Origin of the sequence: Klebsiella sp. GW_Kp182 (assembly GCF_040062275.1) — a bacterium.
GTDB classification, from domain to species: domain Bacteria; phylum Pseudomonadota; class Gammaproteobacteria; order Enterobacterales; family Enterobacteriaceae; genus Klebsiella; species Klebsiella michiganensis.
The window spans coordinates 31,366-51,815 of the sequence record NZ_JBEAFQ010000042.1 but is presented as its reverse complement, the minus strand read 5'-3'; the positions used below and the strand labels follow the sequence as shown (position 1 = coordinate 51,815).

Below are 20,450 nucleotides of genomic sequence, written 5' to 3'. Positions count from 1 at the left end.
CAATTTCAATCGCTCTTAAATGGTGGAAAAACCGCGTGTTAAGCACTTTTTGATATTTGCTTTCCCAGGTCGTTATTCTTTTGAGTAACAACTCATTCCATTTCGTAATTTCATTTGCTCTAAACCGCACCCTATAGTCGCTCTATTGCTGATTGTAAGAGAGTTGTTGCGCAGTGGAATACTTGCCGATATTTGCCGAAGTGAAAGACAGACCCGTGCTGGTGATCGGCGGCGGCGAGATAGCCGCGCGTAAGATTACGTTTTTGCTGCGTGCTGAAGCGAAGGTGCAAATTGTCGCCGAAACGTTGATACCGGAACTTGCCGAAAAGGTCGAGCGCGAGGAAATTCAGTGGCGGGCAACCGTATTCGAAGAGCAGCAGCTTGACGACGTATTCCTGGTGATTGCCGCCACGGAAGATGACGAGCTGAACCAACGCGTTTATGTCGCGGCTAACGCGCGCTATCGGCTGGTCAACGTCGTGGATAATCAGGCGCTGTGCTCGTTTGTCTTTCCATCCATTGTCGATCGTTCTCCACTGCTGGTGGCTATCTCTTCCAGCGGAAAAGCGCCGGTGCTGTCGCGGATTTTGCGCGAAAAAATCGAAGCGCTGCTGCCCACCAACCTGGGTCGGCTGGCTGAAACGGCGAGCTACTGGCGTCACCATATTAAAACCCATCTGAAAACCACCGCCGAACGCCGCCGCTTTTGGGAGCGCGTGTTTACCGGTCGCTTTGCCAGCCTGATGCTGGCGGGCAATAAAGATGAAGCGGAAAAAGCGCTGGAAGATGAACTTCTTCAGCCGGAAAAACGCCCTGGTGAAATTATTCTCGTCGGGGCAGGGCCAGGCGATGCCGGATTGCTGACCCTGCGCGGCCTGCAGGCCCTTCAGCAGGCGGATGTGGTGTTTTACGACAACCTGGTCACCCCGGAAGTACGTGAACTGGTGCGCCGGGACGCGGAGACAATCTGCGTCGGCAAAAGCGCCGCCGGCGTATCTGTACCGCAGCAGGAGATCAACCGCCTGCTGCTGGAAGCGGCGAAAACGGGCAAAACGGTGATTCGCCTGAAGGGCGGCGACCCGTTTATTTTTGGCCGCGGCGGTGAAGAGCTGCAGGCCGCAGCCGAAGAGGGCATTCCGTTTCAGGTCGTCCCGGGCGTCACGGCGGCGGCGGGTGCAACGGCCTATGCCGGTATTCCGCTGACGCATCGTGATTATGCCCAGAGCGTAACCTTCATTACCGGGCACTTTGGCGCTGAAAATTCGCCGCTTGACTGGGCGCGGCTGGCGCAAAGCGGCCAGACCCTGGCCATTTATATGGGCAGCCTGAAAGCGGCGGAAATCAGCGCTCAGCTGATCGCCAACGGCCGCGGAGGCGATACCCCGGTGGCGGTAATCTCGCGCGGCACCCGCGCCGATCAGCAAACGAAGACCGGCACATTACAACAGCTTGAAAACCTGGCGAAAGACGCCCCGATGCCCGCGCTGCTGGTGGTGGGTGAAGTGGTGCAATTACATCAACAGCTCGCCTGGTTTCAACACACCTCATCCTCAGACGCCTTTAAGGCTTCTGTAGTAAATCTGGCTTAAGGAACGGTTATGGACCAAAAACGACTTACTCACCTGCGGCAACTGGAGGCGGAAAGCATCCATATCATTCGTGAGGTGGCCGCCGAATTCTCTAACCCGGTGATGATGTACTCCATCGGCAAAGACTCCAGCGTGATGCTGCATCTGGCGCGTAAAGCGTTTTATCCAGGCACCCTGCCGTTCCCGCTGCTGCACGTCGATACCGGCTGGAAATTCCGCGAAATGTACGAGTTCCGTGACCGTACCGCTAAAGCCTACGGCTGTGAGCTGCTGGTGCACAAAAACCCGGAAGGGGTAGCGATGGGGATTAACCCGTTCGTTCACGGCAGCGCCAAGCATACCGATATCATGAAAACCGAAGGCCTCAAGCAGGCGCTGAACAAATACGGCTTCGATGCCGCGTTCGGCGGCGCCCGTCGCGATGAAGAGAAATCCCGCGCTAAAGAGCGTATTTACTCCTTCCGCGACCGCTTCCACCGCTGGGATCCGAAAAACCAGCGCCCGGAGCTGTGGCACAACTATAACGGCCAGATTAACAAGGGCGAAAGTATCCGCGTGTTCCCGCTCTCCAACTGGACCGAGCTGGACATCTGGCAGTACATCTATCTGGAAAATATTGAAATTGTTCCGCTGTACCTGGCGGCGGAGCGTCCGGTGCTGGAGCGCGACGGGATGCTGATGATGATCGATGACGATCGCATCAATTTACAGCCCGGCGAGATGATCAAAAAACAGATGGTACGCTTCCGCACCCTCGGCTGCTGGCCGCTGACCGGCGCGGTGGAGTCCAATGCGCAAACGCTGCCGGAGATCATCGAAGAGATGCTGGTCTCGACCACCAGCGAACGACAGGGGCGCGTGATTGACCGCGACCAGGCAGGCTCCATGGAGCTGAAGAAACGTCAGGGTTATTTCTAAGGAGCCGCCATGAATACGACTATTGCACAACAAATTGCCAATGAAGGCGGCGTTGAAGCCTACCTGCATGCCCAGCAGCACAAAAGCCTGCTGCGCTTTTTGACCTGCGGCAGCGTCGACGACGGCAAAAGTACGCTGATTGGCCGCCTGCTGCACGATACCCGTCAGATTTACGAAGATCAGCTCTCTTCGCTGCATAACGACAGCAAACGTCACGGTACCCAGGGTGAAAAACTCGATCTGGCGCTGCTGGTGGACGGTCTGCAGGCCGAGCGTGAGCAGGGCATCACCATCGACGTCGCCTACCGTTACTTCTCTACCGAGAAGCGCAAATTTATTATCGCCGACACCCCGGGACACGAACAATATACCCGCAACATGGCGACCGGCGCGTCAACCTGCGACCTGGCGATCCTGCTGATCGACGCCCGCAAAGGCGTGCTCGATCAAACCCGTCGTCACAGCTTTATCTCCACGCTGCTGGGGATCAAACACCTGGTGGTGGCGGTGAATAAAATGGACCTCGTCGATTTTAGCGAAGATACCTTTAACACCATCCGTGAAGCGTATCTGACCTTTGCTGAACAGCTGCCAGGCGATCTCGACATTCGCTTTGTCCCGCTTTCCGCGCTTGAAGGGGACAACGTCGCCAGCCAGAGCGATAAAATGCCGTGGTACAGCGGCCCGACGCTGCTGGAAGTGCTGGAAACCGTTGAGATTCAGCGCGTGGTGGAAAGCCAGCCGCTGCGCTTCCCGGTGCAGTACGTCAACCGCCCGAACCTCGACTTCCGCGGATTCTCCGGTACGGTTGCCGCCGGCCGCGTGAGCGTAGGACAGCGCCTGAAAGTGCTGCCGTCGGGGGTGGAATCCACCGTGGCGCGCATCGTCACCTTTGACGGCGATCTGCCGGAAGCGGCGGCCGGGGAAGCTATCACTCTTGTGCTGAAGGATGAAATTGATATCAGCCGCGGTGACCTGCTGGTGGACGCGACGGTCTCTCTGCCTGCGGTACAAAGCGCCAGCGTTGATGTGGTATGGATGGCGGAGCAGGCCCTAACGCCTGGCCAGAGCTATGACATTAAAATCGCCGGTAAGAAAACCCGCGCCCGCGTGGATGGCGTACGCTACCAGGTTGATATTAACAACCTGACCCAGCGCGAAGTGGAATCGCTGCCGCTCAACGGCATTGGGCTGGTGGATCTGACTTTCGACGAGCCGCTGGTACTCGATAAATACCAGGATAACCCGGTCACCGGGGGCCTGATTTTTATCGATCGTTTGACCAACGTGACCGTTGGCGCAGGGATGGTACGCGAACCGAACGAGCAGGCTCAGGCAGGCGCTTCGCAATACAGCGCATTTGAGCTTGAGCTGAACCAGCTTATTCGCAAGCACTTCCCGCACTGGGACGCCCGCGACCTGCTGGGAGGCAAGTAATGGCCCGACATGACGAAAACGTCGTCTGGCACGCACATCCTGTCACGCAGGCGCAGCGCGAGCAGCATCATGGCCATCGCGGCGTGGTGCTGTGGTTCACCGGGCTTTCGGGCTCGGGGAAATCCACCGTTGCCGGCGCGCTGGAAGAGGCGCTGCATCGGCTCGGCGTGAACACCTATTTACTGGATGGCGATAACGTGCGTCACGGCCTGTGCAGCGATCTTGGCTTCAGCGACGACGACCGCAAAGAAAACATTCGCCGGGTGGGTGAAGTGGCGAAGCTGATGGTGGATGCCGGGCTGGTAGTATTGACTGCGTTTATATCACCGCATCGCGCAGAGCGGCAGATGGTGCGCGAACGTTTGGGCGAAGGGCGCTTTATTGAAGTCTTTGTCGATACGCCGCTGGCGATCTGCGAAGCGCGGGATCCGAAAGGGCTGTACAAGAAGGCACGGGCCGGGGAGCTGCGCAACTTTACCGGAATTGATTCAGTGTATGAATCCCCGGAGCGCGCCGAAATTCACCTCGACGGTGAACAATTGGTAACAAATTTGGTGCACCAATTATTAGACCTGCTACGACAGAGCGATATTATCAGATCCTGAAACGGCAGCGGCATCATCACAGGATGCCGATCGCTAGGTCAACAGGATTCGATATGCGCAATACCCAGAACATCAGTATTATTCGTTCAGAACCGCCGCCGGCAGTCAGCGACGAGACCACCTGGTCTCTGTCGGGCGCTGCCGTTGGCTTTATTTCATGGCTGCTGGCGCTGGGTATTCCCTTCCTGATCTATGGCAGTAACACGCTATTTGTCCTCCTCTACACCTGGCCGTTCTTCCTGGCATTAATGCCGGTTGCCGTCGTGGTTGGCATCGCGCTGCATTCGCTGATGGACGGCAAACTTCAGTACAGCGTCTGCGCGACGATTTTAACCGTCGGACTGATGTTCGGTCTGCTGTTCCTCTGGCTACTGGGGTAGTCCTTTCTACGAATGAATCTAGCCTGGGTATCAACGGTAAAAATGTGGTACAGTCCCCGCGTTACGCGGCGTCGTCCGCGCGCCAGAGTAGAGAACTCGGGCGAGTTATGGGATGATGATGCCGTTTTTCAGGGGGCAGGATGGGTAAACTAACGCTGCTGTTATTGGCTTTGCTGGTCTGGCTGCAGTACTCGCTATGGTTCGGCAAAAATGGTCTGCACGACTATAGCCGGGTTAACGACGATGTCTCCGCGCAGCAGGCAACGAACGCTAAATTAAAAGCACGCAACGATCAGCTGTTCGCCGAAATTGACGACCTCAACGGCGGTCAGGAAGCTATCGAAGAGCGCGCGCGCAATGAACTCAGTATGACCCGCCCGGGCGAAACGTTTTATCGTCTGGTGCCGGATGCGTCAAAACGCAACCAGGCCGCGGGGCAACAGCAGAATAATCGATAAACAGGCCCAGGATTACAACATGGCAGCCACTTTTCCGGGCGTTTGCGCCGTGGTGCCGGCAGCCGGTTTTGGCCGCCGCATGCAAACGGAATGCCCTAAACAATATCTCTCAATCGGTAACAAAACGATTCTCGAGCACGCGGTCGCCGCGCTGTTGGCAAACCCCCTTATACAGCGGGTGGTGATTGCCGTCAGCCCGGGCGACGTTCGCTTCAGCCAACTGCCGTTGGCGAACCACTCCCAAATCACCGTCGTTGATGGCGGCACGGAACGCGCGGACTCCGTTCTCGCTGGCCTGAAGGTTCTTGGCGAAGCCGACTGGGTGCTGGTGCACGATGCCGCGCGCCCCTGCCTGCACCAGGACGATCTCAGCCGCCTGCTTCAGCTATGCCAAACCAGTCGTACGGGCGGCATTCTGGCCGCTCCGGTTCGCGACACGATGAAGCGCGCGGAGCCGGGCAGGGCTGCCATCGCCCATACCGTTGAACGTAACGATTTATGGCACGCGCTGACGCCGCAATTTTTCCCTCGCGAACTGCTTGTTGATTGCCTGACGCGGGCGCTTAATGAAGGGGCGACCATCACCGACGAAGCCTCGGCGCTGGAGTACTGCGGCTTTCATCCTGAACTGGTCGCCGGACGAGCTGATAATATTAAAGTGACGCGCCCGGAAGACCTGGCGCTGGCCGAATTTTACCTTACCCGTTCCCGACACCAGGAGAAGGCTTAATGCGAATTGGACACGGTTTTGACGTACACGCTTTTGGCGGTGAAGGCCCAATCATCATCGGCGGCGTGCGCGTACCCTACGAGAAAGGGCTGCTGGCCCACTCCGACGGCGACGTCGCGCTGCACGCGCTGACCGATGCGCTGCTCGGCGCGGCGGCGCTGGGCGACATCGGCAAGCTGTTCCCGGATACCGACCCGGCCTTTAAGGGCGCCGACAGCCGCGAACTGCTGCGCGAAGCGTGGCGGCGGATTCAGGCGAAAGGCTATACCCTTGGCAACGTTGACGTCACCATTATCGCCCAGGCGCCAAAAATGCTGCCGCATATTCCCCAGATGCGCATCTTTATTGCCGAAGATCTCGGTTGCCATATGGACGATGTTAACGTCAAAGCCACCACCACGGAAAAGCTGGGCTTTACCGGTCGCGGCGAAGGCATTGCCTGTGAAGCGGTGGCGCTGCTGCGTAAGGCGGAGAAATGATCGCTTTTGACGAACTCACTTATCTGCATGGAAAACCGCTGAGCCAGGGGCTGCTAAAAGCCAACCCGGAGGACTTCGTGGTGGTTGAGGATCTCGGCTTTGCGCCTGACGGCGAAGGCGAGCATGTGCTGGTGCGTATTCTGAAAAACGGCTGCAATACACGTTTTGTTGCTGACGCGCTGGCAAAATTCCTTAAAATTCATGCGCGTGAAGTGAGCTTTGCCGGGCAGAAGGACAAACACGCGGTGACTGAACAGTGGCTGTGCGCCCGAGTGCCGGGCAAAGAGATGCCCGACCTGAGCAAATTTCAGCTTGAAGGCTGTCAGGTACTGGAGTACGCGCGCCATAAGCGCAAGCTGCGCCTCGGGGCGCTGAAGGGGAACCAGTTTACGCTGGTGCTGCGCGAAATCAGCGATCGCGACGATGTCGAAACGCGTTTACAGGCGATTGCTGAGCATGGCGTACCTAACTATTTTGGCGCCCAGCGCTTCGGTATCGGCGGCAGTAACCTGCTGGGGGCGCTGCGCTGGGCCGAGAGCGGCGCGCCGGTGCGCGATCGCAATAAACGCAGTTTTTGGTTGTCGGCGGCCCGCAGCGCATTGTTTAATCAACAGGTTGGTATTAGATTAAAAAAACCGGAATTTAATCAGGTTGTTGATGGCGATGCGCTACAATTAGCGGGGCGCGGAAGCTGGTTCGTTGCGGCCTCTGAAGAACTGACGGAACTCCAGGCGCGGGTAGATAACCGCGAGCTGATGATTACCGCTGCGCTTGTGGGCAGCGGCGACTGGGGAAGCCAACGGGATGCGCTGGCCGCCGAGCAGGCGGCAGTGGTCGAAGAGACGCAGCTACAGGCGCTGCTGGTGCGTGAAAAAGTAGAGGCCGCCCGCCGGGCGATGCTGCTTTATCCCCAGCAGATGAGCTGGAACTGGTGGGATGACGTTACCGTTGAACTGCGTTTCTGGCTGCCCGCGGGCAGCTTCGCCACCAGCGTAGTAAGGGAGCTTATCAATACAACGGGTGACTATGCGAATATTGCTGAGTAACGATGATGGGATTCATGCGCCGGGCATTCAGACCCTGGCAAAGGCCTTACGGGAATTCGCTGAGGTTCAGATAGTTGCACCCGATCGTAACCGCAGCGGAGCGTCGAACTCCCTGACGCTGGAATCTTCGCTTCGTACTTTCACTTTTGATAACGGCGATATCGCCGTACAGATGGGCACGCCGACGGACTGTGTTTATCTCGGGGTCAACGCCCTGATGCGGCCGCGTCCGGATATCGTGGTTTCCGGCATTAACGCCGGACCCAACCTCGGTGACGACGTCATCTATTCCGGCACCGTTGCCGCCGCGATGGAAGGCCGTCATCTGGGCTTTCCGGCGCTGGCCGTCTCGCTAAACGGCTATCAGCATTACGATACCGCTGCTGCGGTCACCTGCTCTATTCTGCGCGCTTTAGGCCGCGAGCCGCTGCGCACCGGGCGCATTCTCAATATCAACGTGCCGGATCTGCCTCTTGAGCAGATCAAAGGTATCCGCGTGACCCGCTGCGGCAGTCGCCATCCTTCCGACCAGGTGATCCCGCAAAAAGATCCGCGCGGCAATACGCTGTACTGGATCGGACCGCCGGGCGAAAAGTACGACGCCGGGCCGGATACCGACTTTGCCGCCGTGGATGAAGGCTATGTGTCGGTCACGCCGCTACACGTCGATTTAACCGCCCACGGCGCGCATGAGGTGGTTAGCGGCTGGCTGGATCGCGTTGGAGTTGATACGCAATGGTAAGTAAACGTGTTGAAAGTCTTCTCAATCAGCTCCGCACGCAGGGCATTATTGACGAGCGCGTGCTGAACGCGATCGCCATGGTGCCGCGAGAAAAGTTTGTTGATGAAGCCTTTGAACATAAGGCGTGGGAAAACACGGCGCTGCCGATTGGTCAGGGGCAAACCATCTCGCAACCCTACATGGTGGCGCGGATGACCGAGCTTCTGACGCTAACGCCGGAGTCCCGGGTGCTGGAAATCGGCACCGGCTCTGGCTATCAGACGGCGATTCTGGCGCATCTGGTGCATCACGTTTGCTCGGTTGAGCGAATTAAGAGTTTGCAGTGGCACGCGCGCCGTCGTCTTAAACAACTTGATTTACATAATGTTTCAACCCGTCACGGCGATGGATGGCAGGGTTGGCAGGCGCGTGCGCCGTTCGACGCGATTATCGTTACCGCCGCGCCGCCGGAAATTCCGGCCGCGCTGCTGGCGCAGCTGGACGATGGCGGCGTACTGGTGCTGCCGGTTGGCGAAGAGCATCAGTTCCTGAAGCGGATCCGTCGGCGCGGCAACGAGTTTGTCATTGATACTGTCGAAGCCGTGCGCTTTGTTCCCCTCGTGAAGGGGGAGTTAGCCTGAACCCGGATTATTCCAGGTTTTTTTGCCTGCATTTAGGCATAGGGTGGACGCATTTTTCGTGTCCTGGCCGGGCGCCGTCCGGTGAGCAAGATATTGGTAGTTAACATATTCCTGGGGGATAAATGAGCGCGGGAAGCCCAAATTTTACCTTAAGCCGCATTGCGGCTTTATCACTGGTGTCACTGTGGCTGGCAGGCTGCAGCAGCTCCAACAATCCGCCTGCGCCGGTCAGCTCGGCTGGCGGGACTTCGTCTTCCAGCACGAATTCCGGAATGCTGATCACGCCTCCATCCAATAACGTTCCGCAGGCGCGCCCGGTACAAACGCAGCCGGTGCAGACGCAGCCCGCTCAGGTTCAGCCGATGGCTCAGGAGCCGGTACAAACGGTGAACGGCAAAATTGTCTACAACCGTAAGTATGGGGATATTCCGAAAGGTAGCTATACCGGCGGCAGTACCTATACTGTTAAACGCGGCGACACGCTATTCTATATTGCGTGGGTCACCGGGAACGACTTCCGCGACCTGGCGCAGCGTAATAATATCCCGGCGCCGTACGGTCTGAACGTGGGTCAGACGCTGCAGGTTGGCAACGCGTCCGGTCAGCCAATCACCGGAGATAACCCTGTCGCCCAGGCCAGCGTGAAGGCCAGCAGCGGCGGGATGTTAACCGCAAATTCTGCACAAAAATCCACCGCGGTGGTTGCGTCCCAACCAACTATTACGTATTCTGAATCTTCAGGTGAACAGAGTGCTAATAAGATGTTGCCGAATAACAAGCCTGCGACGACGACAACAACCGTCGCGCCTGTTACGGCCCCGGCTGTCAGCACAACCCAATCGACTGCAAGCAGTACGTCAACCAGTTCGCCGATCTCTTCATGGCGCTGGCCGACTGATGGCAAGGTTATCGAGAACTTTAGTGGTGCCGAAGGTGGCAATAAAGGTATTGATATTGCAGGCAGTAAAGGACAGGCTATTGTCGCGACCGCAGATGGGCGCGTCGTCTATGCCGGTAACGCACTGCGCGGTTACGGTAATCTTATTATCATCAAACACAACGATGATTACCTGAGCGCCTACGCACATAACGATACGATGCTGGTAAAAGAGCAACAAGATATCAAGGCGGGGCAGAAAATCGCTACCATGGGTAGCACAGGTACAAGTTCTACACGTTTGCATTTTGAAATTCGTTACAAGGGGAAATCCGTCAACCCGCTGCAGTATTTACCGCAGCGATAATTTGGCAAAGTACGGATAAGCTCAGTATCGCTAAAAGAGGCGCCAGGGCGGCCAGAATGCCTGCTTTACCGGGGCAGAAAAGGTTCTCGTCCGGGCGTCTTTTAAGTGATGTTTAGCGGAAGGTGCTTTGCTCAGGGATCACGGGTAGGAGCCATCTTTATGAGTCAGAATACGCTGAAAGTTCATGATTTAAATGAAGACGCGGAATTTGATGAGAACGGAGTCGAGGTTTTTGATGAGAAAGCCTTAGTTGAAGAGGAACCCAGTGATAGCGATCTGGCTGAGGAAGAGCTTCTTTCGCAGGGAGCAACCCAACGGGTGCTCGATGCGACGCAGCTTTATCTTGGAGAGATTGGTTATTCCCCACTGCTGACGGCCGAAGAAGAGGTTTATTTTGCGCGTCGCGCGCTGCGTGGTGACGTTGCGTCACGCCGCCGGATGATCGAAAGTAACCTGCGTCTGGTCGTCAAGATAGCCCGCCGTTACGGCAATCGCGGTCTGGCTCTGCTGGATCTGATTGAAGAAGGTAACCTGGGGCTGATTCGCGCAGTTGAGAAGTTTGACCCGGAACGTGGGTTCCGTTTTTCGACTTACGCGACCTGGTGGATTCGCCAAACGATTGAACGGGCGATCATGAACCAAACCCGTACCATTCGTTTACCTATCCATATCGTCAAAGAGCTGAACGTTTATCTGCGTACCGCACGCGAGTTGTCCCATAAGCTGGACCACGAGCCAAGCGCGGAAGAGATAGCCGAACAGCTGGATAAGCCAGTTGATGACGTGAGCCGGATGCTGCGTCTGAACGAGCGCATTACCTCGGTGGATACACCGCTGGGCGGCGACTCGGAAAAAGCGCTGCTGGATATTCTGGCCGATGAAAAAGACAACGGCCCGGAAGACACCACGCAGGACGATGATATGAAACAAAGCATCGTCAAATGGCTGTTCGAACTGAACGCCAAGCAGCGTGAAGTGCTGGCTCGTCGCTTTGGTCTGCTCGGCTATGAAGCCGCGACGCTTGAGGATGTGGGCCGCGAAATTGGCCTGACCCGCGAACGCGTGCGTCAGATCCAGGTAGAAGGTCTTCGCCGTCTGCGGGAGATCCTGCAAAGTCAGGGGCTGAACATCGAAGCGCTGTTCCGCGAGTAAGACACCTTTCTTAAAAAAGGCTCAATCCTTTGATTGGGCCTTTTTCTTTTTTGGGCCTCCGTCGCTTACGCGATCGCCGTCTCGTGGAGGTGCCGCCAGATGATTTTCTCTTCCTGCAGACGGAAAAGAACCGTCGACCAGCGCGCGGTTTCCGCTTTGCCTGGGAGAGCGTGTGTTTCCCGGTAGCTCACCGCTGCGCCATCGCGCCATTCGGCAAGTATGGCGGCACTATCGACGACAATCTTTAAGCCCGGACGGCTGGCGCGAGCCCCGTGAAAAAAGGCGCTGACCGCCTGATGATCCATGCGCATACCGTTTATCGGGATCATGGTAAAGTCCGGGCTAAAGCGACGCATCAGCGCGTCGGCGCTCCCGTCCCCCTGATTCAGCCAGTTTTCTATAGCAACGTGGGCCGCAATAACTTCCGCAATATAGCGATTCATTTGTTCTCCATTTTACCGTGCAGGCGCATGATTATCGCCCGGTTATCGAAGGTAAGGCAGCCCAGCAGCGGCGCCAGGGTCAACGCGGCGGCGGCGATAAATACGCCACGCCTGCGGCGTTGGCCAGTAAAGCAAAAAGGCGCTCAGTAAGGCTGCCAGTAGCGCAGATCCCATCAGGAAACTGAGCTGGCGGTTAAGATTCCACAGCGCGCTGGCGTCCGGCATATCGCCGTTCGCCACATTCAGAAACGCGCTGCTCTGGGCCGTACTGCTGCACAGGCTGCCGCCTGCGCCCATGAATATAAATGCCGCGATTAGCATACTGCTGGCGGTATGGGCATTGACGCCAGCCAAGGTGACGATCCCGACTGCCTGGAGAAGGCAGCCGACCGCTATAAGCGGGCGAGGGCCGAGACGATTGAAATAGCGGCCGGTCGTCGCGATCGCCACAAACGAGGCCAGCGACCACGGAAGCATCAGGGCGCCGATGGCGGAGGGCGACATCCCCGTCACGCTTTGTAAATAAAACATCCCGACGACATTGATGCCAATAAAAGTCCCCGGCACGCAGAGATAGACCAGCATTGAAAAGCGCAGCAGCGGATCGCGCAGTAGCGAGAGACGCAGGAGTTCCCCCGGCCGCGCGACGCGTCTCTCATCCTTAATCCACAGCGCTGCCAGTCCGAACGTCAGCAGCGCGATCGGCAGGCTGGCAAAGAAAACCCAGCGCCAGCTGAGCGATTGCACCAGCACCCCGCCGATCGCCGGCGAGCACGCCGGCGCCAGCAGCCCGACCAGCATCACCGCGGCGGAAAGTTTCGCCCGCTCATGAGGCCTGAACTGTTGCCAGGTTAGCGACTGGCCTAGCGGAATCAATAGTCCGCCGCCCATCCCCTGCAGGGCGCGCCACATGACAAGGCTGGTCAACGAGTCGGCCATTCCTGCGGCCAGAGCCCCAAAGCTAAATATGCTGAGCGAAAGCAGGAATACCCGCCGGGTACCAAACTGCTGGCTGAGCCAGGGGCTAAATGGCAGTACCAGCGTGAGCCCGGCAATATAGCCATTGCTGACCCACGCCAGTTCGCCCACCGACGCGTGCAGCGTCCGGCCCATCGCCGGAAAGGCGACGCTGGCGATGAACATATTGATTAAGTCGAGAAAGAAACCCAGCAGAAAAACGGTTGCGACCTTGCTGCGATACGTCATTGATTAAACCCCCCGTGAAGGCCGCTACTGTAAACCTCAGCGTCAGGGCGAATAAACACGACATTCGGAGATATACTGTCTGAAATTTTTTGACAATTGGCGGCGCGATGCTGAACCTGCAGCGGATGAACATGTTTGTAGCGGTGGTCGATAGCGGAAGTTTTACCGCGGCGGCGACGGCCCTGGGGCAGACCAAGGCGGTGGTGAGTTTCAACATTCGCCAGCTGGAGAGCGAGCTGGGGGTTACGCTGCTGTTGCGATCGACCCGGCGGCTTACGCTGACGGAAGCCGGTTCGCTCTTCTATCATCGCGGGGTCGCGCTGCTGAAAGCGGCGGAAAACCTGCAGGACGACGTCCGGGGCAGCCATGTGGGGTTGAGCGGTGAACTGCGGATCACAACGACGCCAGAATATGGCGCGCAGGTGATTATCCCGGCGCTGGCGGAGTTCAGCCAGCGGCATCCAGCGCTCCGCGTGCGCCATGTTTCTTCTTCTCACCACGCGGATTTAATCTCCGAACGGTTTGACGTGGCGATTCGCCTCGGGACGCTGGCGGATTCGCGCTACCGCGCGGCGCTGATATCGCGTTTTGCCATCGTCCCGGTTGCTGCCCCATCATGGCTGGCGCAGCATCCTGTAAAGACGCTTGAGGAGCTGGCCCACGCGGCGTGGATTATTCATGAACGTCTGACCGCGCCGCTCCGCTGGCCGCTTACCGGGCCCGATGAGGAGAGCATCGCCTTCGAGATTAAACAGGCGCCGCGGCTGTCGGCAGATAGCGCCAGTGCGCTGATGGCCTTTGCGCTGGCGGGCAGCGGCATCGCGCTGCTGCCCGAATGGCTGGTGGCCGCTGCGCTGGCAGACAGCGCGCTGGTGAAGGTGATGCCGGCGTTTAGCTTTCCGCGCCAGGGGGTGTACGCGGTTTACCCGGACGCGCAGCACGTTCCCGTCAGGGTCCGGGCGTTTATTGATTTTCTCCGCGAGCGCCTGGGTTAATTGGGTTCTCGCGCTATCAGCTTGTGGATGATTTGCGAAAACTGCTGGCGCTCTTCATCGTTCAGCCGACCTAAAAATTCTTCATCAACGGCGTTACCCAGCGGCATTGAGCTTGCCAGTAGCGCTTCGCCTTCTGCGGTTAAATAGACAAACCGACGGCGTTTGTCCGCCGGATCGTGTTCGCGACGAACCAGACCGCGGCTCTCCATTCGGCTCAGCATCTCCGCCAGCGTCGCTTTCGTGCTGACCGCCGCTTCCGTTAGCGTCACCTGTTCAATGCCGGGATGTTCGGCAATGGAACGCATCACCGCATACTGCGGTTTGGTGAGGTCCGGCAGTTCAAGCTGCCAGCGGGCGGTGTGCTGCTGAAAAAGCTGGCGTAGCAGGTGAAACGCCTCGTTTTTTAACTCCATGACAACTCCGTAATCAAACCGTCGGTTCTATGATAGCCGTTCGGGAGGCGTTTTAGCATTTTTCCTGTTTTGATGAAAAATGCGGCCGTGTACGAACGCACTTGCACGAAAAGCTCATCAAGCGTAGTTTTAATAAAAACGTTCGTATACGAACAATTATGAGGCGATGATGAAGCTAATTGTAGGGATGACCGGAGCGACGGGTGCTCCGCTGGGCGTGGCGCTGCTCAAAGCGCTTCGAGAGATGCCGGAAGTGGAAACGCATCTGGTGATGTCAAAGTGGGCCAAAACCACCATTGAGCTGGAAACGCCTTACAGCGCCCGTGAAGTGGCTGCGCTGGCCGATTTCTCGCACAGTCCGGCGGACCAGGCCGCCGTCATCTCATCGGGTTCGTTTCGTACCGACGGCATGATCGTTATCCCCTGCAGTATGAAAACGCTGGCGGGTATCCGTGCCGGTTATGCCGAGGGGCTGGTGGGGCGGGCCGCGGACGTGGTGCTGAAAGAGGGGCGTAAGCTGGTGCTGGTGCCGCGTGAAATGCCGTTGAGCACGATCCATCTGGAAAACATGCTGGCCCTGTCACGCATGGGGGTGGCGATGGTGCCGCCCATGCCCGCTTATTACAACCATCCCAAAACCATTGAGGACGTCACTGACCACGTTGTCACGCGGGTGCTGGATCAGTTCGGTCTGGAGTATCACAAAGCGCGCCGCTGGAGCGGGTTGCGGGCGGTAGAGAATGTATCACAGGAGAATGAATAATGGCTTTTGATGATTTGCGCAGCTTTTTGCAGGCGCTGGACGACCAGGGGCAACTGCTGAAAATTAGCGAAGAAGTGAACGCGGAGCCGGATCTGGCCGCGGCGGCAAACGCGACCGGGCGCATCGGCGATGGCGCTCCCGCTCTGTGGTTTGACAATATTCGCGGTTTTACCGATGCGCGCGTGGCAATGAACACCATCGGTTCCTGGCAGAACCACGCTATCTCGCTGGGGCTGCCGCCGAATACGCCGGTGAAAAATCAGATCGACGAATTTATTCGTCGTTGGGATAAATTCCCGGTGACGCCGGAGCGGCGGGCAAACCCGGCGTGGGCGGAAAATACCGTCGACGGCGAGGCGATTAATCTGTTCGATATTCTGCCCCTGTTCCGTCTCAATGACGGCGACGGCGGCTTTTATCTCGACAAAGCCTGCGTGGTTTCTCGCGATCCTCTCGACCCGGACAATTTTGGTAAGCAAAACGTCGGCATTTACCGTATGGAGGTGAAGGGCAAACGTAAACTCGGTCTGCAGCCGGTACCTATGCACGATATCGCTCTGCATCTGCACAAAGCGGAAGAGCGCGGTGAAGACCTGCCGATCGCTATTACCCTGGGTAACGATCCGATTATCACCCTGATGGGCGCCACGCCGCTGAAATACGATCAGTCGGAATATGAGATGGCCGGCGCGCTGCGTGAAAGCCCGTACCCAATCGCCACCGCGCCGCTGACCGGCTTCGACGTACCGTGGGGGTCAGAGGTGATCCTCGAAGGGGTGATTGAAAGCCGCAAGCGCGAAATTGAAGGCCCGTTCGGCGAATTTACCGGCCACTACTCGGGCGGCCGTAATATGACGGTGGTGCGTATCGATAAGGTTTCTTACCGCAGTAAGCCGATTTTCGAGTCCCTCTATCTCGGTATGCCGTGGACCGAGATCGACTACCTGATGGGCCCGGCCACCTGCGTACCGCTGTATCAGCAGCTGAAGGCCGAGTTCCCGGAGGTGCAGGCCGTCAACGCGATGTACACCCACGGCCTGCTGGCGATTATCTCCACCAAAAAACGCTACGGCGGCTTTGCCCGCGCGGTGGGTCTGCGGGCGATGACCACGCCGCACGGTCTGGGCTACGTGAAGATGGTGATCATGGTTGATGAAGACGTCGACCCGTTCAACCTGCCGCAGGTGATGTGGGCGCTGTCGTCGAAGGTCAACCCGGCGGGTGACCTGGTGCAGCTGCCGAATATGTCGGTCCTGGAGCTTGATCCAGGCTCCAGCCCGGCGGGGATCACCGACAAACTGATTATCGACGCCACCACGCCGGTTGCGCCCGATCTGCGCGGCCACTACAGCCAGCCGGTACAGGATCTTCCTGAAACCAAAGCCTGGGCTGAAAAACTGACCGCCATGCTGGCCAAACGTAAATAAGGAGAAGAAGATGATTTGTCCACGCTGCGCCGATGAACATATTGAAGTGCTGGCAACATCGCCGGTAAAAGATGTCTGGACGGTATTTCAGTGCCAGCACTGTTTCTACACCTGGCGGAATACTGAACCGCTACGCCGCACCAGCCGGGAACATTATCCGGAAGCGTTCCGCATGACCCAAAAGGATATCGATGACGCGCCAATGGTGCCGCATATTCCGCCGCTGCTGGCGGAGGATAAACGATAAAATAAACGGGCCCGCTCAGTCGGGCCTTTTTTATATTTAATGAATCAATGAGAAATCTGTAGTCATTAAATTTTTAAATATCAAAAAAGGTTAATAGAGCAGATACGTTTGCGAGCCTTCTTCCAGTTTATAATAAAATCAACGGGTTTGATAAATTACCGATAAGCTTCGCGGCCGGGAAAATATAGAATAGCGGCGGGTGCTTGAGGCTATCTGGCTTTGAGCATTGACAAGGATTCAGATAGACGAAAGCCCCAGGAGATATTTCTATCAACCGAGGCTGGCGTATGAACCCTAACAATTCAGATGTTAGTCTCTTCTTTGCAGGGAGGCAAGACATGCTAACAAAATATGCCCTTGTGGCAATCGTCGTACTGTGTATTACGGTACTGGGATTTACGCTTTTGGTGCGCAGCTCGCTGTGCGAACTCAGTATTAAAGAGCGTAGTATGGAGTTTAAAGCTGTTCTCGCTTACGAATCGAAGAAATAGCATCAGCGCGGGGGCAACCCCGCGTATTGGTTGTCAGGATGCATCCTCTCGCACCCAGTTTGCATTTGTTAAAACGGCAGCACCGCAGGGCGCTGCCGTTTTTTCACGTTAAACGAGAACTACACCAGGCTCTTCAGGCGATAGATCCACTCCAGCGCCTGGCGCGGAGTCAGCGAATCCGGGTCAAGATTCTCCAGCGCTTCAACCGCGGGCGAGGTCTCTTCCGGAGCGGAAAGCAGCGACATCTGGGTACCGTCCACCTGCGTGGCGGCAGCGCTCGGCGCAATGCTTTCCAGCTCGCGCAGCTTCTGCCGCGCGCGTTTAATCACCTCTTTCGGCACACCGGCCAGCGCGGCAACCGCCAGACCGTAGCTCTTACTGGCCGCGCCATCCTGCACGCTGTGCATGAAGGCGATGGTGTCGCCGTGCTCCAGAGCATCAAGATGGACGTTGGCCACGCCTTCCATTTTCTCCGGCAGCTGGGTCAGCTCGAAGTAGTGGGTGGCAAACAGGGTCAGGGCCTTAATCTTGTTCGCCAGATTTTCCGCGCAGGCCCACGCCAGCGACAGGCCATCGTAGGTCGAGGTGCCACGACCGATTTCATCCATCAGCACCAGGCTATGCTCGGTGGCGTTATGCAGAATATTGGCGGTTTCGGTCATCTCTACCATAAAGGTTGAGCGGCCGCTGGCCAGGTCATCCGCCGCGCCGACGCGGGTGAAAATACGATCGATGGGGCCGATATCGACTTTTTCCGCCGGAACGTAGCTGCCGATATACGCCAGCAGGGCGATCAGCGCGGTCTGACGCATATAGGTACTTTTACCGCCCATATTCGGACCTGTGATAATCAGCATTCTCCGCTGCGGGGCGAGGTGCAGCGGGTTAGCGATGAACGGCTCTTTCAGAACCTGCTCAACCACCGGATGGCGGCCTTCGCTGATACGAATACCCGGCTTATCGCTAAAAGTCGGGCAGCAGTAGTTGAGGGTCTCCGCGCGCTCGGCGAGGTTCACCAGCACATCGAGCTCCGCCAGCGCGCTGGCGCTCTGCTGCAGGTCGCCAAGATGCGGCAGCAGCATATCGAAAAGTTCATCGTACAGCTGCTTTTCCAGCGCCAGCGCCTTCCCTTTGGAGGTCAGCACTTTGTCTTCATACTCCTTCAGCTCAGGAATAATATAGCGCTCGGCGTTCTTGAGGGTCTGGCGACGGACGTAGTGGATCGGCGCATGCTGGCTCTGACCGCGGCTAATCTGGATGTAGTAGCCGTGGACGGCGTTGTAGCCTACCTTCAGCGTGTCCAGCCCCAGACGCTCGCGCTCGCGAACTTCCAGTCTGTCGAGGTAATCGGTCGCGCCATCGGCCAGGCCGCGCCACTCATCGAGTTCCGCGTTATAGCCGGGGGCGATAACGCCGCCGTCGCGAACCAGTACCGGCGGCGCCTCGATAATCGCCCGTTCCAGCAGTTCGCGCAGCTCGCTAAATTCCCCCATCTTTTCCCGGAGCCGCTGTACTGGCGCACAGTCGACGTCCCCCAGCATCGCGCGCAGTGCCGGCAGCTGCTGGAAAGCGTGACGCATACGGGCTAAATCGCGAGGGCGGGCGGTGCGCAGCGCCAGGCGCGCCAGAATACGTTCGAGGTCGCCGACCTGGCGCAGTACCGGCTGCAGCTCGGTGTAATGTTCCTGCAGCGCGCCGATGGTCTGCTGACGCTCTACCAGCACGGCGGTGTCGCGCGCCGGCATATGCAGCCAGCGCTTAAGCATACGGCTGCCCATGGGGGTCACGGTGCAGTCGAGCACCGAGGCCAGCGTATTATCAAAGCCGCCGGCCAGGTTCTGGGTGATCTCCAGATTGCGGCGCGTGGCCGCATCCATAATGATGCTGTCCTGCTGGCGCTCCATCGTGATGGAGCGGATATGCGGCAATGACGTGCGCTGGGTATCTTTGACGTACTGCAGCAGGCAGCCGGCGGCGCACAGGCCGCGCGGGGCGTTTTCAACGCCGAAACCAACCAGATCGCGCGTGCCGAACTGGAGATTGAGCTGCTGGCGCGCGGTGTCGATTTCAAATTCCCACTGCGGACGGCGGCGCAGACCGCGGCGGCCCTCAATCAGCGACGACTCGGCAAAATCCTCCGCGTACAGCAGCTCGGCGGGGTTGGTGCGCTGGAGCTCAGCCGCCATCGTTTCGCGGTCAGCGGGTTCGCTCAGGCGAAAACGTCCGGAGCTGATATCGAGGGTGGCGTAGCCAAAACCTTTACTGTCCTGCCAGATGGCGGCCAGCAGATTGTCCTGGCGCTCCTGCAGCAGCGCTTCATCGCTGATGGTACCCGGGGTCACAATGCGGACGACTTTGCGTTCAACCGGCCCTTTGGTGGTTGCCGGATCGCCAATCTGTTCGCAAATGGCCACCGACTCGCCCTGATTAACCAGCTTAGCCAGATAGTTCTCTACCGCGTGATGGGGGATCCCGGCCATCGGAATCGGTTCGCCCGCGGAGGCGCCGCGCTTCGTCAGCGAGATATCCAGCAGCTGCGATGCGCGTTTCGCATCGTCATAGAACAGTTCGTAAAAATCACCCATCCGGTAAAACAGCAGAATCTCCGGGTGCTGGGCTTTCAGCTTGAGATACTGCTGCATCATCGGGGTGTGGGCGTCAAGATTCTCTAGTGTACTCATCAGTTTTTGCTGTCCATTTTCTGAAGTTTTAATGAGTTAGCGGAGTTTATTGTTTTCATGACGTCGCGCTATCGCTCATCGGTTCCCGTGAAACTGTGCATTTCTGTTTATTGACTCATGAGCCGCATGATAACGGAGTCTTCAGGTCAGGAAAACAAGAAGCAGCGGCGGTATGCCGGAGGGGGAGGTCGCAGCGGAAAAAGGCTATACTGGCGAATGCAGGTCGATGGTATAGACGGAGAGAAATCCGTTTTTCACCGGTGCCGTACGCTTCGCGTTATTTCCCTTATTCCACCTGCTTTTCACTATTGCGTATAGAAGAAAAGGGTCTTTGTTAATAAAATGTGATCTATGTTACAATTCTCTTACCATCAACATCTTTCG

Annotated in this window: 21 protein-coding genes and 1 pseudogene; 18 read left to right on the top strand and 4 right to left on the bottom strand. The window is 57.5% G+C overall.

The window, feature by feature from the left end; translation table 11 throughout:
• Positions 1-182 precede the first annotated feature (182 nt).
• From cysG to rpoS, 13 genes are all read left to right on the top strand, one after another.
• On the top strand, positions 183-1,589 hold the full coding sequence (gene cysG, locus ABLU88_RS18295; RefSeq protein WP_163586344.1) for a siroheme synthase CysG: 1,407 nt from the start codon (positions 183-185) through the stop codon (positions 1,587-1,589).
• Positions 1,590-1,598: 9 nt separating this feature from the next.
• On the top strand, positions 1,599-2,507 hold the full coding sequence (gene cysD, locus ABLU88_RS18290) for a sulfate adenylyltransferase subunit CysD (protein WP_004104981.1): 909 nt from the start codon (positions 1,599-1,601) through the stop codon (positions 2,505-2,507).
• A gap of 9 nt (positions 2,508-2,516) precedes the next feature.
• Positions 2,517-3,944, top strand: coding sequence for a sulfate adenylyltransferase subunit CysN (gene cysN / locus ABLU88_RS18285; RefSeq protein ID WP_182158230.1), 1,428 nt, complete (start codon positions 2,517-2,519; stop codon positions 3,942-3,944).
• Positions 3,944-4,549: an adenylyl-sulfate kinase gene (gene cysC, locus ABLU88_RS18280; RefSeq protein WP_048260280.1), complete on the top strand. Its 606-nt coding sequence runs from the start codon at positions 3,944-3,946 to the stop codon at positions 4,547-4,549. The genes cysN and cysC overlap by 1 nt, the downstream gene beginning before the upstream one ends.
• 53 nt (positions 4,550-4,602) lie before the next feature.
• Positions 4,603-4,929 carry a DUF3561 family protein gene (locus tag ABLU88_RS18275; protein ID WP_004124286.1) on the top strand — a complete coding sequence of 109 codons (327 nt, stop codon included), beginning with the start codon at positions 4,603-4,605 and terminating at the stop codon, positions 4,927-4,929.
• 140 nt (positions 4,930-5,069) lie between these two features.
• Positions 5,070-5,387: a cell division protein FtsB gene (gene ftsB, locus ABLU88_RS18270; protein ID WP_004104977.1), complete on the top strand. Its 318-nt coding sequence runs from the start codon at positions 5,070-5,072 to the stop codon at positions 5,385-5,387.
• Positions 5,388-5,406: 19 nt separating this feature from the next.
• Entirely contained in the window at positions 5,407-6,117 is a 711-nt protein-coding gene (ispD, locus tag ABLU88_RS18265) for a 2-C-methyl-D-erythritol 4-phosphate cytidylyltransferase (RefSeq protein WP_004853617.1), read from the top strand.
• Positions 6,117-6,596, top strand: a complete 480-nt coding sequence (gene ispF / locus ABLU88_RS18260; protein WP_004853615.1) for a 2-C-methyl-D-erythritol 2,4-cyclodiphosphate synthase — start codon at positions 6,117-6,119, stop codon at positions 6,594-6,596. The genes ispD and ispF overlap by 1 nt, the downstream gene beginning before the upstream one ends.
• Complete coding sequence (truD, locus tag ABLU88_RS18255) at positions 6,593-7,642, top strand: tRNA pseudouridine(13) synthase TruD (RefSeq protein ID WP_014226586.1); 1,050 nt, start codon at positions 6,593-6,595, stop codon at positions 7,640-7,642. Before ispF ends, truD begins: the two co-directional genes overlap by 4 nt.
• The gene (surE, locus tag ABLU88_RS18250) at positions 7,623-8,384 is read left to right on the top strand and encodes a 5'/3'-nucleotidase SurE (protein WP_025106440.1); all 762 of its coding nucleotides are present in this window, start codon (positions 7,623-7,625) and stop codon (positions 8,382-8,384) included. The genes truD and surE overlap by 20 nt, the downstream gene beginning before the upstream one ends.
• Positions 8,378-9,004 carry a protein-L-isoaspartate(D-aspartate) O-methyltransferase gene (locus ABLU88_RS18245; protein WP_009651549.1) on the top strand — a complete coding sequence of 209 codons (627 nt, stop codon included), beginning with the start codon at positions 8,378-8,380 and terminating at the stop codon, positions 9,002-9,004. The genes surE and ABLU88_RS18245 overlap by 7 nt, the downstream gene beginning before the upstream one ends.
• Positions 9,005-9,186: 182 nt before the next feature.
• Positions 9,187-10,248: a murein hydrolase activator NlpD gene (gene nlpD / locus ABLU88_RS18240; RefSeq protein ID WP_223852525.1), complete on the top strand. Its 1,062-nt coding sequence runs from the start codon at positions 9,187-9,189 to the stop codon at positions 10,246-10,248.
• Positions 10,249-10,407: 159 nt separating this feature from the next.
• On the top strand, positions 10,408-11,400 hold the full coding sequence (gene rpoS / locus ABLU88_RS18235) for an RNA polymerase sigma factor RpoS (RefSeq protein WP_004104962.1): 993 nt from the start codon (positions 10,408-10,410) through the stop codon (positions 11,398-11,400).
• Between the two features lie 65 nt (positions 11,401-11,465).
• Here rpoS and ABLU88_RS18230 read toward each other — a convergent pair whose 3' ends face one another.
• Together ABLU88_RS18230 and ABLU88_RS18225 are read right to left on the bottom strand one after the other, a co-directional pair.
• Complete coding sequence (locus ABLU88_RS18230; protein ID WP_032751032.1) at positions 11,466-11,843, bottom strand: DUF4440 domain-containing protein; 378 nt, start codon at positions 11,841-11,843, stop codon at positions 11,466-11,468.
• Positions 11,840-13,049 (bottom strand): annotated as a pseudogene (locus ABLU88_RS18225) (MFS transporter). Before ABLU88_RS18225 ends, ABLU88_RS18230 begins: the two are co-directional and overlap by 4 nt.
• A 107-nt stretch (positions 13,050-13,156) precedes the next feature.
• On the opposite strand from ABLU88_RS18225, the gene ABLU88_RS18220 reads away from it, so the two are divergent.
• Positions 13,157-14,044 carry a LysR family transcriptional regulator gene (locus tag ABLU88_RS18220; protein ID WP_014839360.1) on the top strand — a complete coding sequence of 296 codons (888 nt, stop codon included), beginning with the start codon at positions 13,157-13,159 and terminating at the stop codon, positions 14,042-14,044.
• Here the strand turns inward: ABLU88_RS18220 and ABLU88_RS18215 are convergent.
• A complete protein-coding gene (locus tag ABLU88_RS18215) occupies positions 14,041-14,457 on the bottom strand; it encodes a MarR family transcriptional regulator (protein ID WP_004853601.1) in 417 nt (138 codons plus the stop codon). The genes ABLU88_RS18220 and ABLU88_RS18215 overlap by 4 nt on opposite strands.
• Positions 14,458-14,626: 169 nt before the next feature.
• Between ABLU88_RS18215 and ABLU88_RS18210 the strand changes: the two genes are divergently transcribed.
• From ABLU88_RS18210 to ABLU88_RS18195, 4 genes are all read left to right on the top strand, one after another.
• Positions 14,627-15,220, top strand: coding sequence for a non-oxidative hydroxyarylic acid decarboxylases subunit B (locus tag ABLU88_RS18210; protein WP_004104955.1), 594 nt, complete (start codon positions 14,627-14,629; stop codon positions 15,218-15,220).
• Positions 15,220-16,647: a non-oxidative hydroxyarylic acid decarboxylases subunit C gene (locus ABLU88_RS18205; protein WP_109240807.1), complete on the top strand. Its 1,428-nt coding sequence runs from the start codon at positions 15,220-15,222 to the stop codon at positions 16,645-16,647. Before ABLU88_RS18210 ends, ABLU88_RS18205 begins: the two co-directional genes overlap by 1 nt.
• 10 nt (positions 16,648-16,657) lie before the next feature.
• On the top strand, positions 16,658-16,894 hold the full coding sequence (locus ABLU88_RS18200) for a non-oxidative hydroxyarylic acid decarboxylases subunit D (protein WP_004853596.1): 237 nt from the start codon (positions 16,658-16,660) through the stop codon (positions 16,892-16,894).
• 338 nt (positions 16,895-17,232) lie between these two features.
• Positions 17,233-17,385, top strand: coding sequence for a Hok/Gef family protein (locus ABLU88_RS18195; RefSeq protein WP_009651623.1), 153 nt, complete (start codon positions 17,233-17,235; stop codon positions 17,383-17,385).
• Between the two features lie 119 nt (positions 17,386-17,504).
• Here the strand turns inward: ABLU88_RS18195 and mutS are convergent, their stop codons facing one another.
• On the bottom strand, positions 17,505-20,066 hold the full coding sequence (gene mutS / locus ABLU88_RS18190) for a DNA mismatch repair protein MutS (RefSeq protein WP_348837490.1): 2,562 nt from the start codon (positions 20,064-20,066) through the stop codon (positions 17,505-17,507).
• Positions 20,067-20,450 lie beyond the last annotated feature (384 nt).

Excerpts from the sequence above, each read along its gene's own strand:
- cysD (WP_004104981.1), top strand. The coding sequence starts at position 1,599 with ATGGACCAAAAACGACTTACTCACCTGCGGCAACTGGAGGCGGAAAGC.
- cysN (WP_182158230.1), top strand. The coding sequence starts at position 2,517 with ATGAATACGACTATTGCACAACAAATTGCCAATGAAGGCGGCGTTGAA.
- cysC (WP_048260280.1), top strand. The coding sequence starts at position 3,944 with ATGGCCCGACATGACGAAAACGTCGTCTGGCACGCACATCCTGTCACG.
- ABLU88_RS18275 (WP_004124286.1), top strand. The coding sequence starts at position 4,603 with ATGCGCAATACCCAGAACATCAGTATTATTCGTTCAGAACCGCCGCCG.
- ftsB (WP_004104977.1), top strand. The coding sequence starts at position 5,070 with ATGGGTAAACTAACGCTGCTGTTATTGGCTTTGCTGGTCTGGCTGCAG.
- ispD (WP_004853617.1), top strand. The coding sequence starts at position 5,407 with ATGGCAGCCACTTTTCCGGGCGTTTGCGCCGTGGTGCCGGCAGCCGGT.
- ispF (WP_004853615.1), top strand. The coding sequence starts at position 6,117 with ATGCGAATTGGACACGGTTTTGACGTACACGCTTTTGGCGGTGAAGGC.
- truD (WP_014226586.1), top strand. The coding sequence starts at position 6,593 with ATGATCGCTTTTGACGAACTCACTTATCTGCATGGAAAACCGCTGAGC.
- surE (WP_025106440.1), top strand. The coding sequence starts at position 7,623 with ATGCGAATATTGCTGAGTAACGATGATGGGATTCATGCGCCGGGCATT.
- ABLU88_RS18245 (WP_009651549.1), top strand. The coding sequence starts at position 8,378 with ATGGTAAGTAAACGTGTTGAAAGTCTTCTCAATCAGCTCCGCACGCAG.
- rpoS (WP_004104962.1), top strand. The coding sequence starts at position 10,408 with ATGAGTCAGAATACGCTGAAAGTTCATGATTTAAATGAAGACGCGGAA.
- ABLU88_RS18230 (WP_032751032.1), bottom strand. The coding sequence starts at position 11,843 with ATGAATCGCTATATTGCGGAAGTTATTGCGGCCCACGTTGCTATAGAA.
- ABLU88_RS18220 (WP_014839360.1), top strand. The coding sequence starts at position 13,157 with ATGCTGAACCTGCAGCGGATGAACATGTTTGTAGCGGTGGTCGATAGC.
- ABLU88_RS18215 (WP_004853601.1), bottom strand. The coding sequence starts at position 14,457 with ATGGAGTTAAAAAACGAGGCGTTTCACCTGCTACGCCAGCTTTTTCAG.
- ABLU88_RS18210 (WP_004104955.1), top strand. The coding sequence starts at position 14,627 with ATGAAGCTAATTGTAGGGATGACCGGAGCGACGGGTGCTCCGCTGGGC.
- ABLU88_RS18205 (WP_109240807.1), top strand. The coding sequence starts at position 15,220 with ATGGCTTTTGATGATTTGCGCAGCTTTTTGCAGGCGCTGGACGACCAG.
- ABLU88_RS18200 (WP_004853596.1), top strand. The coding sequence starts at position 16,658 with ATGATTTGTCCACGCTGCGCCGATGAACATATTGAAGTGCTGGCAACA.
- ABLU88_RS18195 (WP_009651623.1), top strand. The coding sequence starts at position 17,233 with ATGCTAACAAAATATGCCCTTGTGGCAATCGTCGTACTGTGTATTACG.
- mutS (WP_348837490.1), bottom strand. The coding sequence starts at position 20,066 with ATGAGTACACTAGAGAATCTTGACGCCCACACCCCGATGATGCAGCAG.